The 20,524-nt window shown below is 70.2% G+C and carries 15 protein-coding genes; 9 read left to right on the top strand and 6 right to left on the bottom strand.

Annotation, left to right across the window (positions count from 1 at the left end):
- Window positions 1-31: 31 nt before the first annotated feature.
- A complete protein-coding gene (locus CLV49_RS08850) occupies window positions 32-1,903 on the top strand; it encodes a glycoside hydrolase family 2 protein (RefSeq protein ID WP_106563219.1) in 1,872 nt (623 codons plus the stop codon).
- Window positions 1,904-1,993: 90 nt separating this feature from the next.
- On the opposite strand, the gene CLV49_RS08845 is transcribed toward CLV49_RS08850, so the two are convergent.
- Genes CLV49_RS08845 through CLV49_RS08835 form a run of 3 tightly spaced genes read right to left on the bottom strand, consistent with a single transcriptional unit; the run spans window position 1,994 to window position 5,327 of the window.
- Window positions 1,994-3,124 carry a Gfo/Idh/MocA family protein gene (locus tag CLV49_RS08845; RefSeq protein ID WP_106563218.1) on the bottom strand — a complete coding sequence of 377 codons (1,131 nt, stop codon included), beginning with the start codon at window positions 3,122-3,124 and terminating at the stop codon, window positions 1,994-1,996.
- A complete protein-coding gene (locus CLV49_RS08840; protein WP_106563217.1) occupies window positions 3,121-3,948 on the bottom strand; it encodes a sugar phosphate isomerase/epimerase family protein in 828 nt (275 codons plus the stop codon). The genes CLV49_RS08845 and CLV49_RS08840 overlap by 4 nt, the downstream gene beginning before the upstream one ends.
- A gap of 44 nt (window positions 3,949-3,992) precedes the next feature.
- Window positions 3,993-5,327, bottom strand: a complete 1,335-nt coding sequence (locus CLV49_RS08835) for an MFS transporter (RefSeq protein ID WP_208019805.1) — start codon at window positions 5,325-5,327, stop codon at window positions 3,993-3,995.
- 234 nt (window positions 5,328-5,561) lie between these two features.
- Here CLV49_RS08835 and CLV49_RS08830 point away from each other — a divergent pair, with 234 nt between their 5' ends.
- Both CLV49_RS08830 and CLV49_RS08825 read left to right on the top strand, forming a co-directional pair.
- Window positions 5,562-6,485 carry a 2-hydroxyacid dehydrogenase gene (locus tag CLV49_RS08830; protein ID WP_106563215.1) on the top strand — a complete coding sequence of 308 codons (924 nt, stop codon included), beginning with the start codon at window positions 5,562-5,564 and terminating at the stop codon, window positions 6,483-6,485.
- Between the two features lie 116 nt (window positions 6,486-6,601).
- Window positions 6,602-6,985, top strand: coding sequence for a DUF1801 domain-containing protein (locus tag CLV49_RS08825; RefSeq protein WP_106563214.1), 384 nt, complete (start codon window positions 6,602-6,604; stop codon window positions 6,983-6,985).
- A gap of 106 nt (window positions 6,986-7,091) precedes the next feature.
- Here CLV49_RS08825 and CLV49_RS08820 read toward each other — a convergent pair whose 3' ends face one another.
- Together CLV49_RS08820 and CLV49_RS18175 are read right to left on the bottom strand one after the other, a co-directional pair.
- Window positions 7,092-9,266 carry an acyltransferase family protein gene (locus tag CLV49_RS08820; protein ID WP_243696633.1) on the bottom strand — a complete coding sequence of 725 codons (2,175 nt, stop codon included), beginning with the start codon at window positions 9,264-9,266 and terminating at the stop codon, window positions 7,092-7,094.
- 549 nt (window positions 9,267-9,815) lie between these two features.
- Complete coding sequence (locus CLV49_RS18175) at window positions 9,816-10,319, bottom strand: hypothetical protein (protein ID WP_127054368.1); 504 nt, start codon at window positions 10,317-10,319, stop codon at window positions 9,816-9,818.
- Window positions 10,320-10,550: 231 nt separating this feature from the next.
- Between CLV49_RS18175 and CLV49_RS08810 the strand changes: the two genes are divergently transcribed.
- The 4 genes from CLV49_RS08810 to CLV49_RS08795 all read left to right on the top strand — a co-directional run bounded on the left by CLV49_RS08810 (window position 10,551) and on the right by CLV49_RS08795 (window position 17,182).
- Entirely contained in the window at window positions 10,551-12,818 is a 2,268-nt protein-coding gene (locus CLV49_RS08810; protein ID WP_106563212.1) for a hypothetical protein, read from the top strand.
- 114 nt (window positions 12,819-12,932) lie between these two features.
- Window positions 12,933-13,682 (top strand): FadR/GntR family transcriptional regulator, encoded by a 750-nt coding sequence (locus CLV49_RS08805; RefSeq protein WP_106563211.1) that lies wholly within the window; start codon window positions 12,933-12,935, stop codon window positions 13,680-13,682.
- Window positions 13,679-14,938 carry an alpha-hydroxy acid oxidase gene (locus CLV49_RS08800; protein WP_106563210.1) on the top strand — a complete coding sequence of 420 codons (1,260 nt, stop codon included), beginning with the start codon at window positions 13,679-13,681 and terminating at the stop codon, window positions 14,936-14,938. Before CLV49_RS08805 ends, CLV49_RS08800 begins: the two co-directional genes overlap by 4 nt.
- A gap of 93 nt (window positions 14,939-15,031) precedes the next feature.
- Window positions 15,032-17,182, top strand: a complete 2,151-nt coding sequence (locus CLV49_RS08795; RefSeq protein ID WP_106563209.1) for a RecQ family ATP-dependent DNA helicase — start codon at window positions 15,032-15,034, stop codon at window positions 17,180-17,182.
- 86 nt (window positions 17,183-17,268) lie between these two features.
- Here CLV49_RS08795 and CLV49_RS08790 read toward each other — a convergent pair whose 3' ends face one another.
- Window positions 17,269-18,984 carry a long-chain-fatty-acid--CoA ligase gene (locus CLV49_RS08790; protein WP_106563208.1) on the bottom strand — a complete coding sequence of 572 codons (1,716 nt, stop codon included), beginning with the start codon at window positions 18,982-18,984 and terminating at the stop codon, window positions 17,269-17,271.
- Window positions 18,985-19,119: 135 nt separating this feature from the next.
- On the opposite strand from CLV49_RS08790, the gene CLV49_RS08785 reads away from it, so the two are divergent.
- On the top strand, window positions 19,120-19,734 hold the full coding sequence (locus CLV49_RS08785) for a hypothetical protein (RefSeq protein WP_127054370.1): 615 nt from the start codon (window positions 19,120-19,122) through the stop codon (window positions 19,732-19,734).
- A gap of 86 nt (window positions 19,735-19,820) precedes the next feature.
- Window positions 19,821-20,513 carry a copper resistance CopC family protein gene (locus tag CLV49_RS08780; protein ID WP_106563206.1) on the top strand — a complete coding sequence of 231 codons (693 nt, stop codon included), beginning with the start codon at window positions 19,821-19,823 and terminating at the stop codon, window positions 20,511-20,513.
- Window positions 20,514-20,524 lie beyond the last annotated feature (11 nt).

The raw sequence follows: 20,524 nt of genomic DNA, 5'->3' as shown, positions 1-20,524 counted from the left end.
CCGTAGTTTACAGCGCTGTAAACTGCTCGACATGGCTTCAGAGACTCCGTCGTCCCCGACCCCCGTGTCCACTGCACCGCCGCGCGCCAGTCGCCAGGACGGCACCTATCCCCGCCCCCAGCTCGTGCGCGAGCAGTGGACGAACCTCGACGGGACGTGGTCGTTCCGCCACGACGACGCCTCCGCGGGTCTCATGAATGAGTGGACTGACGGATGGGCCGCCGGCTTCCCGGACGCGCGCGACATCGTCGTTCCGTTCCCGCCGGAATCCGTCGCGTCCGGCGTCGACGAACCCGGCTTCCACCCCGTGGTCTGGTACTCCCGCACCATCACGAGCGACGACCTCGACAGCGCGGGCCTCTCGGCCGACTCCCCGCGCGTGCTGCTGCACTTCGGCGCGGTCGACTACCGCGCGAGCGTGTGGATCGATGGCGCGTTCGTCGGCGAGCACGAGGGAGGACACACCCCGTTCTCGTTCGACGTGACGCACCTCGTCTCGACGGGCGACGACCACACCCTCGTGGTGCGCGCCGAGGACGACCCTCACGACCTCACCCAGCCGCGCGGCAAGCAGGACTGGCACGAGGACGCGCACGCGATCTGGTACCGCCGCACGACCGGCATCTGGCAGACGGTGTGGCTCGAGGCCGTGCCCGAGACCTCCATCCGAACCCTCCGCTGGGTGCCGCTCGACCACGCGCGGATCGAGCTGGGGGTCAGGCTCCGCGGCGCGGCGGCGGCGGGCTCGCGCATCCGCGTCTCGCTGTGGTGGGACGAGCGGGGCGAGCACCTCGGCACGGTCGAGTCGACACTGCCGGTGGCCGCCGACGTGTTCGACCTCGTGATCCCCGTCGTGCGCCAGACCAACGGGCAGGCGGAGGACGAGCTGCACTGGAGTCCCGAGCGGCCGCGGCTGATCGACGCGACGGTGGCCCTCGTCACGCCGACGGGCGAGGAGGTCGACGTGGTCGCCTCGTACCTGGGGATGCGGACCGTCGGCATCGACGCCGGCGTCTTCCTCCTCAACGGACTGCCGTACGACGTGCGCTCCGTGCTGAACCAGGGCTACTGGCCCGACTCGCACATCGCCGCACCCTCATACGACGCTCATCGGCGTGAGGTCGAGCTCATCAAGGAGCTCGGCTTCACCGCCGCGCGCGTGCACCAGAAGATCGAGGATCCTCGCTTCCTCTACTGGGCCGACCGTCTCGGGCTGCTCGTGTGGGGAGAGGCGCCCGGCGCCTATGCCTTCTCCCCCACCGCGGTGCAGCGCCTCATGCGGGAGTGGATGGACGCGGTCGAGCGCGACGTGTCCCACCCGTCGATCGTCACGTGGGTGCCGGCGAACGAGAGCTGGGGAGTGCAGCACATCGCGACGAACCGCGCCCAGCAGGCGTACGCCCGCTCGCTCGCCGACGTGACCCGCGCCCTCGATCCGTCGCGGCCGGTGATCTCCAACGACGGCTGGGAGCATGTCGGGTCCGACATCCTCACGGTGCACGACTACGAGGGCGACGGCGAGGCCCTCGGCCGCACCTACGCGGACGACGACGCGCGCGCGCGGCTGCTCTACGGCCGCGGACCGGCCGGGCGGCGCATCCTCGTGGGCGACGCGGAGGACCGCGGGCAACCCATCATGCTCACCGAGTTCGGCGGCGTCACCTACCAGCCGGGAGCTCGCCGCGAGGACGCCTGGGGCTACACGGCGGCGGAGAGCGGGGACGACTGGATCGCCCGCATCGGCGCGCTCTACGACGGCATCCGCGCGAGCTCGTTCCTCGCCGGGTCCTGCTACACGCAGCTCACGGACACGATGCAGGAGACGAACGGACTCCTCACGGCCGAGCGCGAGCCGAAGGTGCCGATCGAGCAGATCCGTCGAGCGATCACCGGGCGCGACTGACATCCCCCTCTCGCGACAGTGCGGGCTCTCGTCGCCGGTCCGGTCGGATCGGGGACGAGAGCCCGCACGTCGCGGGAGTGCCGGGACTCGCTACAGGGTCTGCGCGAAGGGGTCGAAGTCGACCGGCACGGACGGAACCGGCGCGGAGATCGAGCTGTCGATGCGGACGAACTCGCCGCTCGCCGCCGATTCCTGCGCGGAGAGCATGACGTCGAGCACGTGGTAGCCGAGCTCACCGGTGGCGACGTGCGGCCGGTCCTCGGCGATCGCGCGGACCATGTCGAGCAGGCCGAGGCCGCGACCGACGACCGTGCCCTTCTGCTCGATCTCGGTCCACTCCTGCTCTCCCCAATCGCCGTCGGAGAGCGAGGTGCGCGCCGTGACGTACGCGCTACGCCCCTCGAACTGGTTGGGGTCGGGAACGATGAGCGAGCCCTCCGTGCCGTGCACCTCGAAGATGCCGTGACGCTCGAGCGCGGAGTCGAAGCTCAGGAGGCTCGACGCCTGCTGGCCGGCCGCGAACGACGTGAGCACCTGCAGCGACGTCGGCACCTCGACGGGGAAGGTCGTGCCGGCGTCGGGTCCCGAGTGGATCACGCGCTCCTCGGCCTTCTTGCGGCCGAGCGCCGCGACCCGCTCCACCGGGCCGAAGAGGCTCACGAGGCCACTGAAGTAGTACGGACCCATGTCGAGCAGCGGGCCGGCGCCCTGCGCGAAGAGGAACGCGGGGCTCGGGTGCCAGAGGTCCGGACCGACGGTCTGGAAGGTGGTCGTCGCGAACATCGGCTCGCCGATGACGCCCTCCTGGATGGCGCGCTTCGCCGTCTGGAATCCCGGCCCCAGGATGGTGTCGGGAGCCGAGCCCACGCGGAGGCCCTTCGCCGCCGCGTCCTTCAGCAGCTGCGCGCCGCCGTCGCGGTCGAGCCCGAGGGGCTTCTCGCTCCACACGTGCTTGCCGGCCGCGATCGCGGCGGACGAGATCTCGAGGTGCGCAGCGGGGATCGTGAGGTTCACGACGACCTGCACGTCGGCGTGGCCCAGCACGTCGCCTGCGGAGCCCCACGCGGGCACTCCGTGCTTCTCCGCCTGGCTCTTCGCCCGCTCCTCGATGAGGTCGCCGACGATGAGGACCTCGACGTCGGGGAACGACTTCAGGTTCTCGAGGTAGGTGTCGCTGATGACTCCGGCGCCGATGACGCCGACTCCGATGGGCCCGCTCATGCCGCGTACCCGCCCTTCACGAGGAAGTCGTAGCTCGCCTGGATGTCCGCGAAGACGTCGCCCGTAGCGTTGTCGTACTCGATGACGGCGTACTGGATGGCGCCCTCACCGGCCGCGAGCGACGCGACGAGCGGCACGTCGCCCTCGCCGGGTCGACGCTGGTCGAGCGTCTCCGAACCGAACGCCGCAGCGCCCGGGGCGAAGGGGTTCTCGGCCGGCGCGATGCCGTCCTTCACGTGCACGGCGACGAGGCGCGAGCCGAGCTTCGAGACGAGCGCCGGTCCGTCCTGGCCGCCGGTGAGCGCCCAGAAGAGGTCGAGCTCGATCTGGACGCGCGGGTCCGTCGTCGCGACGAAGCGCTCGTACGCCGTCTGGCCGTCGAAGGACGCGATGAACTCCTGCGCGTGGTTGTGGTACCCGACGGAGAGGCCGAACGTCGCGGCGACCTCGGCAGCAGCGTTGAGGCGATCGGCGATGTCCGCGACACCGTCCTCGGTGAGCCAGCGGTCGGCGGCGACGAACGGGTCGATCACCGTCTTCATACCGAGGGTGGCTGCCGCCTCGAAGACGACCTCCGGAGCGGGCGTGGGGATGGAGCCGTCAGGCGTCCACAGCTCGTCGGAGAGCAGCGGGGCGTGGCCGGTCGGCGACGACAGGCCGCTCGCGTCGAGAGCGGCGCGGATCTCCGCGGGACGACCGACGAAGTCGAACGCCTCCACGTTCTTCAGGCCGATGGCGGCGAGCTTGTCGAGCGAGCCGTTCGGGTCCTCGGTGAACTCCTTGGCCAGCGTGTAGAGCTGGACGGATGCGAGGGGAAGTGCCATGGGGATGGAACCTTTCGATGGATGGTCGGAGAACGCGTGCGCGCTCACCTGACCTTCTTGATGGGGAAGATGACCACTGCACCCACGATTGCAGCTATTGCGCAGACGGAGAACCACAGGGCGTAATTGTTGCCCGTCGGGTCGCTCACGTAGACCAGGATTCCGCCGATGAGGGGCGCGATCGTCTGGGGCAGCGCGTTGGCGATGTTGAACACGCCGAGGTCCTTGCCGGAGTTCTCCGGGTCGGGCAGCACGTCCACCACGAGGGCGAGGTCGACGCCCACGTAGATGCCGAAGGCGATGCCGAGGAGCGCCTCGAGCACGTAGAAGCCGCTGACGTCGTTCACGAAGATGAGCGCGAACGTTCCGATCGCGAACAGTGCCGTCGAGCTCCAGACGAAGACCTTGCGGCGACCGATGCGGTCGGACAGCCAGCCGGCGAAGTAGCTCGCGCCGATGAGGGCGACCGTGTAGATGAGCACGCTCGTCGTGATGACGCCGGGGATGTCCGCCTCGGGCACTCCGACGTGGTTGAGGAGGTAGAAGAAGCGGAAGGTCGTGAATCCGAAGCTCGCGAACGTGATGAGGAACCGCGACCACCAGGCGAGCGCGTAGTCGGGGTTCTTGCGCGGGCTGACCCAGAACGTCTCGGCCCAGTCGCGGAAGGTAGCCCGCGGCGGACGGACGGGCAGGCGACGGTCGGGCAGCACGACGACGAAGATCACCATGACGATGATGGCCAGGACGGCCGGTCCCACGAACATGATCACGAGGTTCCCGACGAAGGCCTGCGCCACGTAGGTTCCGCCGAGAACACCGACGTTCTGCGCGATGCCGAGCGACGCCGTGATCTTGCCCCGCTGGAACTTCGGCACCTGGTCGGCGATCGTCGCGATGAACGGCGCGAGGGCCATGTTCGCGCCGAGCTGGGCGAGCGACCAGCCGACGGTCGCCCAGAGGAGGTTCGGCGCGACCGCCATGATGACGAAGGCGACGGTCATGATGACGGTACCCGCGACGATCCAGATGCGTCGACGGCCGAAGCGGCTCGTCGTGCGGTCGGAGAGGCGCCCGAAGACGACGTTGGCGATGGTGGCGAAGAGAGCCCCGAATCCGCCGAGCACGGCCGCCGCTCCGGTCGCCCCGTTCTGGGAAATCTCCCCGATGTCGACGAGAGACTGGATCTTGAGCCCGATGCCGACGATCGCCGGTCCGAGGAGGGCGATGAAGAAGACCAGCTGTGCGATGAGCAGCCACGCGACGTAGCTCCGTTTCGCCGGCTCCGTCGGTTCATGGAACACTGCGTCGTTCTGCGCGGTCGCCGTCGCCACCGTCATGCCGGACGGCATTCCTGCGGCTGATCCACTCGATGTTGTCATTGCCGGTCCTCTCACCATTGAGCTCTGCGGTACGAGCGTCGGGATCCGGATCTGAAAACCGATCACTGTACGGGATCGAGTATGAGACGAACGATCTGAATGCACAAGTATCAATTTCGAGATGTGACGAATGGCCCGGTGTGGCATCCGATTGCCACCCGCGCGGAGCGTGAGACGAGAGCCGTCGCATGCAATCCCCCGAAGCTGTCGGACGTGGCCGCTAGGGTCGGAGACATGACAGATTCCCTCATCGTCAGCGTCCCCGATGCCCGCCTCGCGAACGCCGTGGGAGATGTTCCCGCCGGCGTCGAGATCGTGGAATGGGACTTCCAGAGCGACCCGCCCCGCGAGCGCATCGACCTGATCGTGCCGCCGTACATGGGTGGCAGCAGCCGGCTCGGGCGCGTCGGAGAGGTGGAGAACCGACTCGTGCAGTCGCAGTCGATCGGCTACGACGGTGTCGAGGAGCTCCTGCCGGCCGGCATCACGTTCGCGAATGCGAGCACCGTGCACGAGACGGCCACCGCCGAGCTCACGCTCGCCCTCACCCTCGCGGCCCAGCGCGGGCTCGCCGACTTCGTCCGCAACGCCGAGACGGGCACGTGGAAGAGCCGCATGCATCCCGGACTCGCGGACCGTCGCGTCATGATCCTCGGCTACGGCGGTGTGGGCCGTGCGATCGAGGACCGCCTGCTGCCGTTCGAGGTCTCCGTCGTGCGCGTGGCGTCGAAGCCGCGATCCGACGACCGCGGGCACATCTACGGCGTCGAGGACCTTCCGGAGCTCCTGCCCGATGTCGACATCGTGATCGTCGTGACACCCCTCACGCCCGCCACCACCGGTCTCGTCGGCGAGGACGTGCTCTCGGCTCTCCCCGACGGCGCTCTCGTGGTCAACGTGGCGCGCGGCCCCGTCGCCGACACGGACGCCCTCGTGCGCCACGCGACCGAGGGCCGGATCCGCCTCGCGCTCGACGTGACGGACCCCGAGCCGCTCCCCGCCGACCACCCGCTGTGGTCACTCCCGAACGTCCTCATCTCCCCCCACGTGGGCGGAGCCTCCGGCGCGATGCTCCCCCGCATGGCAGCCCTGGTCCGCCGCCAGATCGACCACCTCCTGGCGGACGAGGAACCCGAGAACATCGTCCTCCGCACCTAGCCCCCTCCCCCTCCCCAACGAGAGGGCTACACCCGAGCGAGGGCTACACCTGCAACTGGCGCCCTCGAAGCGGAAGTGGCGCCCTCGCGCAGCCGATAGGCGAGAACAGGAGTGACGTGGAACGACACACACCAGAGGTCGACACCTATCTCGCCTCCCTCGACCATCCGCTCGCCGCGCAGGTGAGCGAGCTCCGCGACGCGATCCTGGCGCTCGACGCCCGCATCACCGAACGCATCAAGTGGAAGGCGCCGAGTTTCGTCGTGGACGGCGTCGACCGCGTCACGTTCGCGCTCCGTCCCGGCAAGGGAATCGAGCTGATCCTCCACCGCGGTGTCGCCGTCCGCTCCGACACGGACACATTCCGCTTCGATGATGACTCAGGCCTCATCCGCTGGGCCACACCGGACCGCGGCATCATCTCCCTCGCTGATGCGGACGCTGTGCAGGGACATCGAGATGCCGTTCTGTGGATCGTCGCACGCTGGATCGACGCCTGACGAGTCCGTCGTGGCCGCAATCCCCGCCGGCGAGGGCGACAGTTCGATGCCGAGGGCGGTAGGTGTACCTGCCGCCCTCGCTCGGGAGTAGCCCTTTGGGGTGGGGTTAGAGGGTGCCGGCCTCGGCGAGGAGGCGGCGGATAGCCGGGGCGATGTGTTCCGAGTACGCCGTCGTGAGGTGCACCTGGTCGAACTTCGTGGGGATGGATCCCGCGAACGCCGGGCACACGCCGTCGGCGCAGCTGAACGGGAGGGACGAGACGTACGTCCACATGCCCGATGCATCCGCCGCCGCTCCGGCCGCGTCGAAAGCCTTCCACGTGTCGTCGACCCGCACCGCGCAGTCCGTCGGACTCGACACCTGCGTGTAGCAGGACCCGAGGTCCGCGCCGAGCGGCGGCGGTGCGAGGTACGTGACACGATCGCCGACCCCGAGCCCGGCCGCGTAGCGCGCGGTGGCCGCGACGATCTCGCTCGGCGACAGATCCTGGCCCGACGTCGTGTGTCCACCCACGAACGCCTCCGCGATCACGACCATGTCCGGCTGTTCGGACGCGATCATGGCGGCGATGCCCTGCTTCCGGTCGGCGCACGACTCCATCACGCCGTCCCCGTCGCCCTCGAGGAGCACGTCGGTGAAGCGGCACCCGTAGAGGCCGATGGTCGTGATGCGCCACTGCCCGCCGCTTTGATCGGCGATCGCGCGGAACGCGGGCGAGTAGGCGAGGGCGGTGGAGTCGCCGATCACGAACATGCGCTTCGGCGCGTCGCCGTTGCCCCACGAGCAGCGGCCCTCGTCCGGCATCCCGCCGGGCTGGAAGCAGTCCCGCGCGGGGTTGTCGCTCGTGCTGCGCGCGATCACATCGTCGAGTGACGGGGACAGCTGCGGCCAGGCTGTGGCGGTCGTGGCGGCGGCGATCTCCTGCTGGACCGCGGCGAGCGCCTCGGTGTCGTCGCCGGCCGGCGCGGCCGCCTGCGTCGACGCGACGGAGTGCAGCTGCGGCGACACCACGATGCCGCCCACACTCGCCACGATCACCGCGCACAGACCGGCCATGACGAACTGACTGCCGAACCGCCCGCGCCACTCGGTCCACGCTTCCCGCCGATCGGCTCGGGGCGGCCGCGGTCGCTCGAGCCACGGGGACCGATGGATGGGCTGTTCGACGAGGGCGTACGAGATGAGGGCGAGCGCGAGCGTGGCGGCGAGCAGCACGGCCTGGGGTGCGGGGAGCGTCTCCGGCAGCACGATGGGGAGGAGCACGATGACCGGGAAGTGCCACAGGTAGAGGGCGTACGAGATGTTCCCGATGCCCACGCTCAGCGGGTTGGTCAGTACGACGAGCGAGCGTGACGCGCCGCCCATCCCCCCGGCGATCACGAGCGCCGCTCCGAGCGTCGGGGCGAGCGCCCACGGGCCGGGGAACGCGGAGTCGGCCGTGAGGAGGAGACATGACGCCACGATGACGCCCACTCCGACCCAGCCGGCCAGGCCCCGAACGACAGTCGGCACCCGCACCAGCGCCGGGGCGGCCGCCGCGATCACGGCCCCGAGCGCGAGCTCCCACACCCGCGCTCCCGTGGAGAAGTACGCGACCTCGGCGGACGCTGACGTCTGCAGCAACGCGACCGTGAAGGACCCGGCCACGACGACGCCGGCGAGCACCCCGACGGCGATCCGACCGCGCCTCGCGGAGCGGGCCGCGAGGAGCGAGAGCAGAAGGAGCAGGAGCGCCGGCCAGACGAGCGTGAACTGCTCCTCGACCGAAAGCGACCAGAAGTGCTGGAGCGGCGAGACCGCACCCCCGGCGGAGAAGTAGTCGGTACCGGTCGCGGTGAAGCGCCAGTTGCTCACGACGAGGGCGGACGCGATGGCATCGCCGAGCACCGATTCGGCGCGCGGGCGGTTGAGCAGCAGGAAGGATGCAGCCGTCGTGACGGCGAGCACGAGCACCGCCGCGGGAAGGAGCCGTCGCACGCGTCGCCCGTAGAAACGGGTGAGGGAGACCCGTCCGGTGCGGGCGTGGTCGCGCAGGATCATCTCGGTGATGAGGAACCCGGAGAGCACGAAGAACACGTCGACGCCCACGTAGCCGCCGGCCGGGACACCGAGCGTATGGCTGAGAACCACGGCGATCACAGCGATCGATCGCAGCCCTTGGAGATCGCGGCGGAAGACCGTCGTCGGCTGCTGGTCCTGCGTCACACGATCCTCTCCGACCGTGCTCGACTGCAGGGCCTTCGACACCCTATCGGCGGGAGGAGTCGGGTCGATGGCCACGGAGCGGCGCGAGCCACCCCACATCAGGGGGCGGGGAATCGGCTCTGTCGTTCGGCCGTTCGCGGGCGGAGAATGACGCCATGGACTGGACACTCGAAGTCGTCGTCGTCCCCGTGAGCGACCTGGCCCGTTCGATCGCGTTCTACCGCGACCAGGTGGGCTTGGATCACCCCTCACAACTCGTGACCGCGTCCCGGAACTCTCCCTCCTCCATCCGCCGAACCACAGCCGACGTGAATGAGTCCGTCGGGATGACGGCCACCTCGATGAGATCGGAGTCGGCGAGACGGTCATCAGAACTGCATGCGCTCACAACCGTCCACCCCCCGTCGTCGAGTTCATCCCTGTAGCCCGCCGAAAGTCCGAGGCGCGGCGATGCGTCCTGGATCAGGACCGTCGCGTCGTCCGGGAACGATGGCCGAGCATCCTCGAGCGTCTCACCGAGGAGATCGCGAGGCGACGTGTGCGCCGCGTCGGTTGCGAAGCATGATGAGAAAAGCAGGACGCATGCGACGGCGAAACCCGCGGCTGCACCACGCACGTACGGTCTCACGCGCAGTGGATTCGCGAAGCGCCCGGATTGAAGGCATACAGATAACCACTCGTCTGCGTGTTTACGAGGACTCCGTCGACGTACGTGACCTTCTGAGCTTTGTACTTCCAGTAATGGCCCACCGCCCAGGCACGCCAGACAGAGCCTCGTTTCATCACGGGCGACTGACAGGAGACAGTCGTCGACACAGATTTCGCACTACTGAAACCGAGACTCGACGCGGCGACAGAACGTGTCAATCCGAGAGAAAGACTGATCGTCCGATCTGCCGACTTTCCCCGAGAAATCGTACAGATTCCGCCGTCGGTACCGACCGAGCAGGTGGCGATCGGCTTGGCCGATCGCGCCGATGTACTGAGCCTGAGCTTGTTCGTCAACGTCGTTGCTTCCCACAGTTGCTGCGTGTGCTGTTTGTCGTCGGCGTGTGCCGTCGGCGCGATCGTGGTGGGCACAGCCACACCGATCACGACTGCAAGGAAGAATGCCGTCATTCGTTTCATGGGATTCCCTTCTGGTCGCCCACAGGGACCTCGCAGCATGGACGCGAGACGACCGTAGGAATTACAACCAGGTCGACCGACCGATTATGGATGTACTCAAACCTAACGAAATCGAACACCCGGCACAGTCGGGCATTCGACCGACATCGCCGTTCCGTCACGTGATGACCAACCCCATTGGGGACCTCTCCCCCTGAGCGGTCGACCACCCCACCGGTAGCATCGGGCGGGATGAGCGAGCGCACGACACCCCCGACCCCTCCGGCCGAGACGACAGAGGATGGGGCGCCGATCCGCTCTCACGCCGACCGCATGTACGGCCCGCCGCGCGCTGCACACCTCGCGTTCGGCGCTCCGCAGCCCCTCATCGCGTACGCGGTGCCGTTCGTCGCCGTCGCCATCGTCGCCGCCCTCATCGCCATGACCGCTCTCGCGGGAGTCCTCAGCATCGGGAACGGCGAGATCGTTCCCCTGCGGAACGACTCGGGGTCGACCCTGCTCGTCGGCGCCGGTCTGCTCGCCCTGGCCCTCGTGATCGCCCACGCGTACGGGATCACTGCGGCCACGCTTGTTCTCCTCGCCCGTTCGGACGGTCGCGCCCTGTCCGCGCGCGACGCCTGGGTCGGCGCCGCCCGCCGCCCGTGGAGCGTCGCCCTCGCCGCCGTGGTCTCGGCTGCGATCACCGTGATCGTCGCGGGTATCACGACGGTCCTTCTGCCGGTCTTCCCGCTGGCCGGTGTCGCTGCACTCCTCGTGCTCGTCGTGATCGTCATCGTGACCGCACCCCTCCTGCTCGCGTGGCCGCAGGTCGTCGCCGCACGGAAGCCGCTCGGCGCGGCCCTCGGCTGGGCCTGGCGCTCCACGCACATGATCGTGTCGCCGTCGGCGGAACCCTTCCGCAGCCCGCGCGTCGCGATCGCGTCGACCGTGCTGCTGACCGGCCTCGTGACGGCGGGGCTCACCGCCCTCGGCGGCCTCCTGCCCGTCGGGTGGTGGACGCCGGTGGTGGGAACAGCGCTCTCGCTTGTTCCGACGGCGCTGGCACAGGTGCTGCTCGCCGGCGTGACCGTGCGCGGCGTCGCGCTCCGCGAGGAGGGCGTGGCGATCGCTCCGCTCGTGTCCACCGCGGAACCGACGTCGGCAGCCGCCCGGGCGCCTCGTCATGGCGGCCCGCTGTGGGGCATCGCCGTCCTGCTCGTGCCCGCACTCCTCGCCGGCGTGCTGGTGTGGGCGAACCCCTGGCGCGTGCCGTCGTACGCGGTCACCGACGTCCCGCAGGTGTGGCCGTCGTCGCAGATCGCGCCGTGGGCCGACGGCACCGCCGTGCTCTCGCGGCTCGGCGGCGAGTCGTCGGGAGTGCGACTCTGCTCCGGCGCGACCTGCATCCCTGAAACCGAGATGCGCTCCATCCTCCCGACGGCCATCGCTCCCGCCGGGAACGGCGGGATCCTCTCCGCGAGCTGGTACCCCATCGAGGGCCCGGACGACCGCTCGGGCCGCTTCGAACTGCGGACCACCTATAGCTCGCCCGACGCCCTGCGGGAGTGGGCGCAGCCGCTCCCCTCCGGTCTGACGGACGACGAGGTCGAGGACGTGCTGTGGGACAAGCGCGGGATGCCCGGCGACGAGCGCGTCCTCGGCGGCATCGACTCGGTCTTCGAGCCCGCGGATTCCGTGTTCGCGCGGTCCAACCAGGGTCTCCTGGGCGTCGCGATCGACGCGAGCGGAGAGTTCCCGGTCATCGCCTCGGTCGCGCGTCCGCGCGAGTCGATCGATGCGGTCGTGTCGCTCGACTTCTGCTCCGACGCCGAGTGCACGGAGAGCGTGCAGACGACGATCCCCGTCATGTGGGGGTACGGCGGATCCAACTCGACCTCGATCGACGTGGCGCTCGCGCCCGACGGGCGCACGGCCGTCGTCTCCCTCGCCGACGGCGAGTCGCGGGACGACTTCGTCCCTCTCCGCGTCCTCACCGCCACCGCTGACGGCGAGTCGACGATCGAGACGCCGGACGCCGAGATTCCGGGCGATCCCTCCGACTTCGACTACGCCTACGGCACCCAGGTCGAGATCGGAGCCGACGGCCTGCCGGTCGTGCTCTACCGAGTTCCTGGGCACCCGACGTTGCGACTGTTCTCGTGCACCGATCTCTCGTGCGCGGAGGGCTCGACGACCGACATCGACCCTCCGAGCGATGTGCTGTCCTCTCCCACGCTCGCCATCGACTCCACCGGGCGGCCGCTCGTCGGCGTCATCGACGAGACGGCGAGCGTCGCCCTGCTCTCGTGCGACGACGCGGCATGCACGAGCCAGACGGTCGTTCGTCTCGTGGGCGCCGTACCGACGGACCTCGGCGCCGGTGAGGGATTCGCCCTCTCCCTCGACGCAGAGGACCGCCCCCTCCTCGCGGTCGGCGTGCAGCGCGAGGGCTCGATGAAGAAGGCGACGTGGAGCGGCACGGTGCTCGAGTGCGCCGCTCCCCGCTGCGGCGCCGACTGACGCGACGCTCGGAAACAGGGGCTGTTCTCGATCCCAGCACTCGGGTACGCTGTGGTCAGACCACAGTGGTCGGACCACAGCACCATGCCCACAGCGACAGCCGACGGAGGACGCATGAGCGACGACGCCCGCGCCTGGCAGCTCGTCCTGCGCTCGGTCGAAGCGGATCTCCTGTCGGGCGCCCTCGCTCCGGGTGACCACCTCCCCGGCGAGCGCGCCCTCGCCGCCGACCTCGGCGTCGGCCGGTCGAGCGTGCGTGAGGCGCTGCGGGTGCTGGAGGTGCTGGGTCTCGTCCGCACCGCGACGGGATCGGGGCCCTCTTCCGGCGCGATCATCGTCTCCACTCCCCGCGGAGGCATGTCGGCGCTGCTGCGCCTCCAGGTCGCGGCCTCCGGCTTCGACGTGTCCGACATCGTCGACACACGACTCGTCCTCGAGACCGCGGTCGCCGAGACCCTCGCCGGCCGGGCAGGCGTCGACCTCGGAGCGGCGGAACAGCTCCTCGACGCGATGGACGACGCGTCGCTCACCCCGGCCGAGTTCCTCGCGCTCGATGCCCGCTTCCACGTGAGCCTCGCCGAGGCGGCGGGCAACCAGGTGATCGTCGCGACGATGGCCGGGCTGCGTGACGCGATCGAGGGCTACGTCGTGGCCGGAGCCGCCGCGCTGCCATCGTGGCCCGACACGGCCGCGCGGCTCGCCGCCGAACACCGCGCCATCCTCGACGCGATCCGATCCGGCGACCCCGCCTCGGCTCGCGGCGTCGTGCACGACCACATCACGGGCTACTACGCCGAGACCGGGCTCGCCGGTCCCACAGCGGCGCCCCCTCTCCCCGCACCATCGGAAGGACCGATCGCATGACCACCAGACGCATCCCCACCTGGCACGACTTCGCGCCGCTCATGCAGTTCAAGAAGCCCGAACTCGACGCGAAGAAGCGTCGCCTCGACGCGGCCCTCACGATCGAGGACCTGCGTCGCATCGCGAAGCGACGCACACCGAAGGCCGCGTTCGACTACACCGAGGGCGCGGCGGAGGGCGAGATCAGCCTGGCCCGCGCGCGTCAGGCGTTCAGCGACATCGAGTTCCACCCGTCGATCCTGCGCGACGTGTCGCGTGTCGACACGAGCGTCGAGGTGCTGGGCGGACGCTCCGCGCTCCCCTTCGGCATCGCGCCCACCGGATTCACGCGCATGATGCAGACGGAGGGCGAGCGCGCCGGGGCCGCGGCCGCCGGCGCCGCGGGCATCCCCTTCTCCCTCTCCACGATGGGCACGACGTCGATCGAGGACGTCAAGGCGACCAACCCCCACGGGCGGAACTGGTTCCAGCTCTACATGTGGAAGGACCGCGACCGCTCCATGGCCCTCGTCGATCGGGCCGCGAAGGCGGGCTTCGACACGCTCCTCGTGACGGTCGACGTGCCCGTGGCCGGTGCGCGCCTGCGCGACAAGCGGAACGGCTTCTCGATCCCACCGCAGCTCACCCCCGCCACCGTGATCAACGCGCTGCCGCGGCCGGCGTGGTGGATCGACTTCCTCACGACGGAGGCGCTGTCGTTCGCCACTCTCGACCGCTGGTCGGGAACCGTCGCCGAGTTGCTCGACACGATGTTCGACCCCACGGTCAACTTCGACGACCTCGCGTGGATCAAGCAGCAGTGGCCGGGGAAGCTCGTCGTGAAGGGCGTGCAGAACCTCGCCGACGCGAAGCGGCTCGCCGACATGGGTGTCGACGGGATCGTGCTCTCGAACCACGGAGGGCGTCAGCTCGACCGTGCACCCATCCCGTTCCACCTGCTCCCGAAAGTCGTCGCCGAGGTGGGGAAGGACACCGAGGTCCACATCGACACGGGCATCATGAACGGGGCGGACATCGTGGCCTCGCTCGCGCTGGGCGCCCGCTTCACGCTCATCGGGCGCGCGTACCTCTACGGGCTCATGTCCGGCGGCCGCGAGGGCGTCGACCGCACGATCGCGATCCTCCAGGGTGAGATCGAGCGGACGATGCGCCTCCTCGGCGTCACGACCGTGGCCGAGCTGGAGCCCGGGCACGTGACGCAGCTCGCGCGCCTCGTGCCCCTGTCCGCCGCGGGGACGCACGCAGCGGCGCGCTGACGACCCGTCGTCCACAGGCGGCTGGAGGTCGAGGAACACACGGGGACGGTCGCGGCGGGCGGCGGCGTCGGGGGCGGCTGCGAGGATGGACGCATGACCTCGACCACGACCTCCCTCGACTCCCGCTCGGAGGCGCTCGACGCCCTGCGCGCCCTCACCGGTCGCGACGACGCGCACTTCCACGACGGGCAGCTCGAGGCCATCCTCGCCCTCGTCGACGACCACCGGCGTGCGCTCGTCGTGCAGCGCACCGGGTGGGGCAAGTCCGCGGTCTACTTCATCGCGAGCCTGCTCCTTCGCCGTCGTGGCGCCGGGCCCACGCTGCTCGTGTCGCCCCTGCTCGCCCTCATGCGCGACCAGGTGGCGGCGGCCGAACGCGCCGGCGTCCGCGCTGTGGCCATCAACTCCGCCAACCTCCACGAGTGGGACGACGTGCGCGCCCGGCTCGCCGCCGACGAGGTCGACGTGCTCCTCGTGTCCCCCGAACGGCTCAACAATCCGCGGTTCCGCGACGAACAGCTCCCGGATCTCGTCCGCCGTACGGGGCTCCTCGTGGTGGACGAGGCCCACTGCATCTCCGACTGGGGGCACGACTTCCGGCCCGACTACCGGCGTCTCGCCGAACTGATCACCACGCTGCCCGCCGGCATCCCCATCCTCGCCACCACGGCCACGGCCAATGCGCGCGTGGTCACCGACGTGGTGGAGCAGTTGGGCGGCGGCTCGGACGACTCCGCGGAATCGGGCGTGCTCACCATCCGTGGTTCGCTCGCACGCGAGTCTCTGCGCCTCGGGGTGCTCCAGCTGGGCACGTCGCGCCAGCGACTCGCGTGGCTGCTCAGCCACATCGGCGAGCTGCGGGGCAGCGGCATCGTCTACACGCTCACCGTCTCGGCGGCCGAGGACGCCGCCCGCCTCCTCCGCCAGGCCGGCCACGAGGTGCGCGCCTACACGGGCCGCACCGACCCGGATGAGCGCGAGGAGTCGGAGGGCATGCTCAAGCGCAACGAGCTCAAGGCCCTCGTCGCCACGAGCGCACTCGGCATGGGCTTCGACAAGCCCGACCTCGGCTTCGTCGTGCACCTCGGCGCTCCCTCATCCCCCGTCGCCTACTACCAGCAGGTCGGCCGCGCGGGCCGCGGATCCATCGACGCCGACGTCCTGCTTCTCCCGGGCGAGGAGGACGAGGACATCTGGAGCTACTTCGCCACGGCGTCCATGCCCGACGAGGCGCGCGCCACCGCCGTGCTCGACGCCCTGCGAGACGCGAGCGACGCCAAGCCGCTCTCGACCCCCGCGCTCGAATCCCGCGTGGACATCCGCCGCTCGCCGCTCGAACTCCTCCTCAAGGTCCTCGATGTGGACGGCGCCGTCCGCCGCGTCTCCGGCGGGTGGGTCGCCACCGGCCAGCCGTGGGTCTACGACCGCGAACGCTACGAACGCATCGCGCTCGCCCGGAAGGCCGAGCAGCAGTCGATGCTCGACTACGAGCGCACGGGCGCGTGCCGCATGGAGACACTCCAGCGCGACCTCGACGACCCGTCGGCCGCGCCGTGTGGGCGGTGCGACACGTGCACGAGCGCGTGGTACCCGGCCGCCGTCACGGAGGAGGCAACCTCCTCGGCGAGCGCGTCGCTCGACCGCGTCGGCGTCCCCATCGAGCCGCGGTCCCAGTGGCCCACGGGAGCCGAGCGCCTCGGCGCCCCGGTGAAGGGGCGGCTCTCCCCCGACGAGCGAGTTGAGGAAGGGCGAGCCCTCGCTCGCCTCACCGACCTCGGCTGGGGCGGAGTGCTCCGCACGATCTTCGCGGAGGGCGCCCCCGACGCGCCGATCGCCCCCAACGTCCTCGACGCGTGCGTCCGCGTGCTCGCGGACTGGGGCTGGCAGGAGCGTCCAGCAGCCGTCGTGAGCATCCCCTCCCGCTCACGGCCCCTCCTCGTGGAGTCACTCGCCACCGGTATCGCCTCGATCGGCAAACTCCCATACCTCGGCTCGCTCGAGTTCGCCGGCGGCGGCCCCACCGGCGGCCCGGGCGGTAACAGCGCCTACAGGCTCGCGGGGGTCTGGGATCGCTTCGCCGTGGGGCCCCAACTCGCGGAAGACCTCACTCAGCTCGGCGGCCGCCCCGTGCTGCTCGTCGACGACCGCGCCGACTCCCGCTGGACGCTCACCGTCGCCGGCCGCATCCTCCGTCGGGCCGGCGCCTCCGCCGTCCTGCCGCTCACGCTCGGCCTCGTCGGCTGAGTCGCGTGCCAGCGGGCCGGTCGTGTTCGCAGAGGGCACGTCATGCTCGCGGGCGGCCGGTCGTGTTCGCGGAGGGCCGGTCATGTTCAGTCGCGGGGCTGCGGCTTCCGCGCCGTGAAGAGCTCCTCGCGCACGCGCTTCCGCAGCACCTTGCCCACGAGGGAACGCGGCAGCGAGTCGGCCTCGACGAAACGGCGCGGCACCTTGTAGCGGGCCAGACGCGAGCGACCGAAGTCCTTCAGCGCGTCGGGGTCGAACACGGCCCCGGCGTTCAGCACGACGGCTGCGGCCACGTCCTCGCCACCCGAATCCTTCGCCAGCCCCACCACGGCGACCTCGGCGATGTCGGGGTGAGAGAGGAAGACCTCCTCCACCTCCGACGGCGACACGTTGAAGCCACCCGTGATGATGAGCTCCTTCACCCGGTCGACGACCGTCACGAAACCATCAGCCGACACCGTCACGATGTCGCCCGTGCGCAGCCACCCGTCCGCGAGGAGCGACTCGGCCGTCGCGTCCGGACGGTGCCAGTAGCCCTGGAAGACCTGCGGCCCCTTCACGAGCAGCTCCCCGGGCTCGCCCGGCTCACGCTCGACGGTCGGATCGTTCGGGTCCACCACGCGGATGAAGGTGCTCGGGAACGGGACGCCGACGGCACCCGGTCGACGGGAGTGCCCCATCGGGTTGCCGAGCGAGACGGGGGACGACTCCGTCATGCCGTAACCCTCCACGAGCAGCCCACCCGTGGCCTCCTCCCAGCGCTGCACCGTCGCGACCGGCAGGCTCATCGCTCCCGAGATCGAGAACCGCACGTGGGAGAGGTCGAGCTTCGATCGGCCGGCAGCCGAACGGGTGAGAGCGTCGTAGATCGGCGGCACGGCCGGCAGGAACGTGGGCGGGGACGTCTTCGACGCATCCGTCACGAGCCCCACGTCGAAGCGCGGGAAGAGCACGACCTTCGCGCCGATGCTCATCGCCGTGATGAGGCACACCGTGAGGCCGTAGGCGTGGAACATCGGAAGCACCGCGTAGAACGTCTCGTTCCCCTCACGGAGCCCCGGCACCCACGCGCGGCACTGCATCCCGTTCGCGCGCAGGTTGCGGTGGCTCAGGATCACGCCCTTGGGCGTGCCCGTCGTGCCGCTCGTGTATTGGAGGGCGGCCACCGAGTCGAGCGTGGGACGCACGTGACGCCGACTCAGCCGACGCGACTCCACGAGGGAGGACCACGCGAGGAAGCGTCGACGCGACGGCTTCTTCGTCATGGCCGCACGCAACTCACGCGCCTTCGGGATCGGCAGCCGGAGCGCGGCGCGCTTCGCGAACGGCAGCGCCTCCGTCATGTCCACCGCGATCACGTGCTCCACGCCGATGTCCGCCGGGAAGGCCGCGACGGTGTCGTAGACCGAGTCCCACACGATCGCGACGCGCGCGCCGTGGTCCTCGAACTGGTGGCGGAGTTCGCGATCGGTGTAGAGCGGATTGTGCTCCACCACGATCGCACCCAGGCGCAGCACGGCGTAGAACGCGACGACGTGCTGCGGACAGTTCGGCAGGACGAGGGCGACCCGGTCGCCCTCCTTCACGCCGAGCTTCCGGAGACCCTCGGCCACCCGCGACACCTGCTCGGCGAGCTCGCCGTACGTGGTCTGCGCTCCGAAGAACTCCGTCGCCACTCCCCGGCGATGACGGGCGACCGCGGCGTCGAGCATGTCGACGAGGGTCTCGGTGGGCTCGGAGATGTCGGAGGGGACGCCGTCTGCGTAAGCGCTCAGCCACGGCCTGTCGTCGATGTGGGTCACGGTTCACTCTCGGCTCGGGAGTTCCCAGATTATCCGCACGCCCCTCACCGGAACCGCATGTTGACTGAGCGCTTCAAGAGTGCTTGCTGACCGCCCGACCAGGAGGCGCGGAGGTGCCTGGCGGATAATGGGGCAATGGCGTCTGCTCGGATACGGCTGGTGGCGCGCGGCGCCCTCGCGGCCGCGGTCTCGACCTTCGTCGCGCTCCTCTCGCACGTCGCCGGCGGCGGCACCGTTCCGGCCGTCGCGGGCATCGCCGTGCCGCTCGTTCTCTCGATCGCCGTGTGTACGTTCCTCGGGCGCCTCCGCTTCAGCACCCTGGGACTCGTCCTCTCCGTGGGGGCGAGCCAACTGCTCTTCCATGTGCTCTTCGTCCTGGGGGCATCCACCGGCGTCGCCGTCGGAGGTTCCGGCGCGCACGCCCACGGCATGGCGGACAGCGTCGTGCTCCTCGGCACCGCGTCACCGCTCCACCCCCACGGCGACGGAATCACCATGTGGATCGCCCACGGCCTCGCCGCTGCCCTCACGGTGATCGCGCTTCGTCGCGGCGAGAGGACCATCGCCCACCTCCGGACCGTCGGACGAATCGCGATCACGCGCCTGCTCGGCGCCATCCGGGTGCGACCGATCGCCGCCCCGTGCACGGTCTCCATCGTCGGAGCCACCCGCGTCGTATCGCGTCGCGTGAGACTCGTCCACCTCGGCGCCCTGCCCCGCCGCGGCCCACCGCTCCGCGCCGCCGCCTGACCACGCCCCCTCGACGAGGGCGCGGCCGCGGCACTCCGCGTCCCCCTTCTCGACGCCGCACGGCGACCCCTCCGAAAGACTTCACCATGCCTCGCTCATCCCTGCTCGACTCCACCCCCTCGACCCGGCCGGGCCGGGTCCGACGACCCCGGACGCTGCTCGCCACCGCCACGGCCCTCGGCATCCTGCTCGCCGCGACCACCGCGATCGCGCCGGCCTCCGCCCACGACGAGCTCGTCTCGAGCACCCCCGCGGCGGACGCCGCCCTCGACCCCGCGCCGAGCGAGATCGTCCTCACCTACTCGGACAACATCCTCGAGGTGGGCGTCGAGGTCACCGTGACCGACGCCGACGGGGCCGAATGGGTCGCCGACACCCCCGCCGTCTCGGGCCCCACCGTGACGGTGCCACTGCAGAGCGACATGCCGGGCGGCGCGTACACGGTCGACTGGCGCGTGGTCTCGTCCGACGGACACCCCATCAGCGGCACCATCCCCTTCACCGTCACGACACCGGCGAGCCCGTCGGCGAGCCCGTCGCCCTCCGCGTCGGAGCCCGCCGTGACGACACCCACCGACTCGGTCACGTCCGCCCCATCACCCTCCGCATCGAGCGAGCCGACCGAGGCCGGCCTCTCCGGAGGACACCTCGCGATCATCGCCGGGATCATCCTCGCCGTGATCGTCATCGTGGCCGGCGTGCTGTTCGTCGTCACGCGACGCCGCAACGGCCCTGACGCGGGTGACGACGGAGCGCGACGAGACGACGACAGCCTGTAGCCGCACCCGCG

This window comes from Labedella gwakjiensis, from assembly GCF_003014675.1.
Taxonomy (GTDB): domain Bacteria; phylum Actinomycetota; class Actinomycetes; order Actinomycetales; family Microbacteriaceae; genus Labedella; species Labedella gwakjiensis.
This window is presented reverse-complemented; position numbering and strand designations above follow the sequence as displayed.

What these genes read in the sequence shown, in the direction of transcription:
- CLV49_RS08850 (WP_106563219.1), top strand. Translation starts at nt 32, where the DNA reads ATGGCTTCAGAGACTCCGTCGTCCCCGACCCCCGTGTCCACTGCACCG.
- CLV49_RS08845 (WP_106563218.1), bottom strand. Translation starts at nt 3,124, where the DNA reads ATGAGCGGGCCCATCGGAGTCGGCGTCATCGGCGCCGGAGTCATCAGC.
- CLV49_RS08840 (WP_106563217.1), bottom strand. Translation starts at nt 3,948, where the DNA reads ATGGCACTTCCCCTCGCATCCGTCCAGCTCTACACGCTGGCCAAGGAG.
- CLV49_RS08835 (WP_208019805.1), bottom strand. Translation starts at nt 5,327, where the DNA reads ATGACAACATCGAGTGGATCAGCCGCAGGAATGCCGTCCGGCATGACG.
- CLV49_RS08830 (WP_106563215.1), top strand. Translation starts at nt 5,562, where the DNA reads ATGACAGATTCCCTCATCGTCAGCGTCCCCGATGCCCGCCTCGCGAAC.
- CLV49_RS18175 (WP_127054368.1), bottom strand. Translation starts at nt 10,319, where the DNA reads ATGAAACGAATGACGGCATTCTTCCTTGCAGTCGTGATCGGTGTGGCT.
- CLV49_RS08810 (WP_106563212.1), top strand. Translation starts at nt 10,551, where the DNA reads ATGAGCGAGCGCACGACACCCCCGACCCCTCCGGCCGAGACGACAGAG.
- CLV49_RS08805 (WP_106563211.1), top strand. Translation starts at nt 12,933, where the DNA reads ATGAGCGACGACGCCCGCGCCTGGCAGCTCGTCCTGCGCTCGGTCGAA.
- CLV49_RS08800 (WP_106563210.1), top strand. Translation starts at nt 13,679, where the DNA reads ATGACCACCAGACGCATCCCCACCTGGCACGACTTCGCGCCGCTCATG.
- CLV49_RS08795 (WP_106563209.1), top strand. Translation starts at nt 15,032, where the DNA reads ATGACCTCGACCACGACCTCCCTCGACTCCCGCTCGGAGGCGCTCGAC.
- CLV49_RS08785 (WP_127054370.1), top strand. Translation starts at nt 19,120, where the DNA reads ATGGCGTCTGCTCGGATACGGCTGGTGGCGCGCGGCGCCCTCGCGGCC.
- CLV49_RS08780 (WP_106563206.1), top strand. Translation starts at nt 19,821, where the DNA reads ATGCCTCGCTCATCCCTGCTCGACTCCACCCCCTCGACCCGGCCGGGC.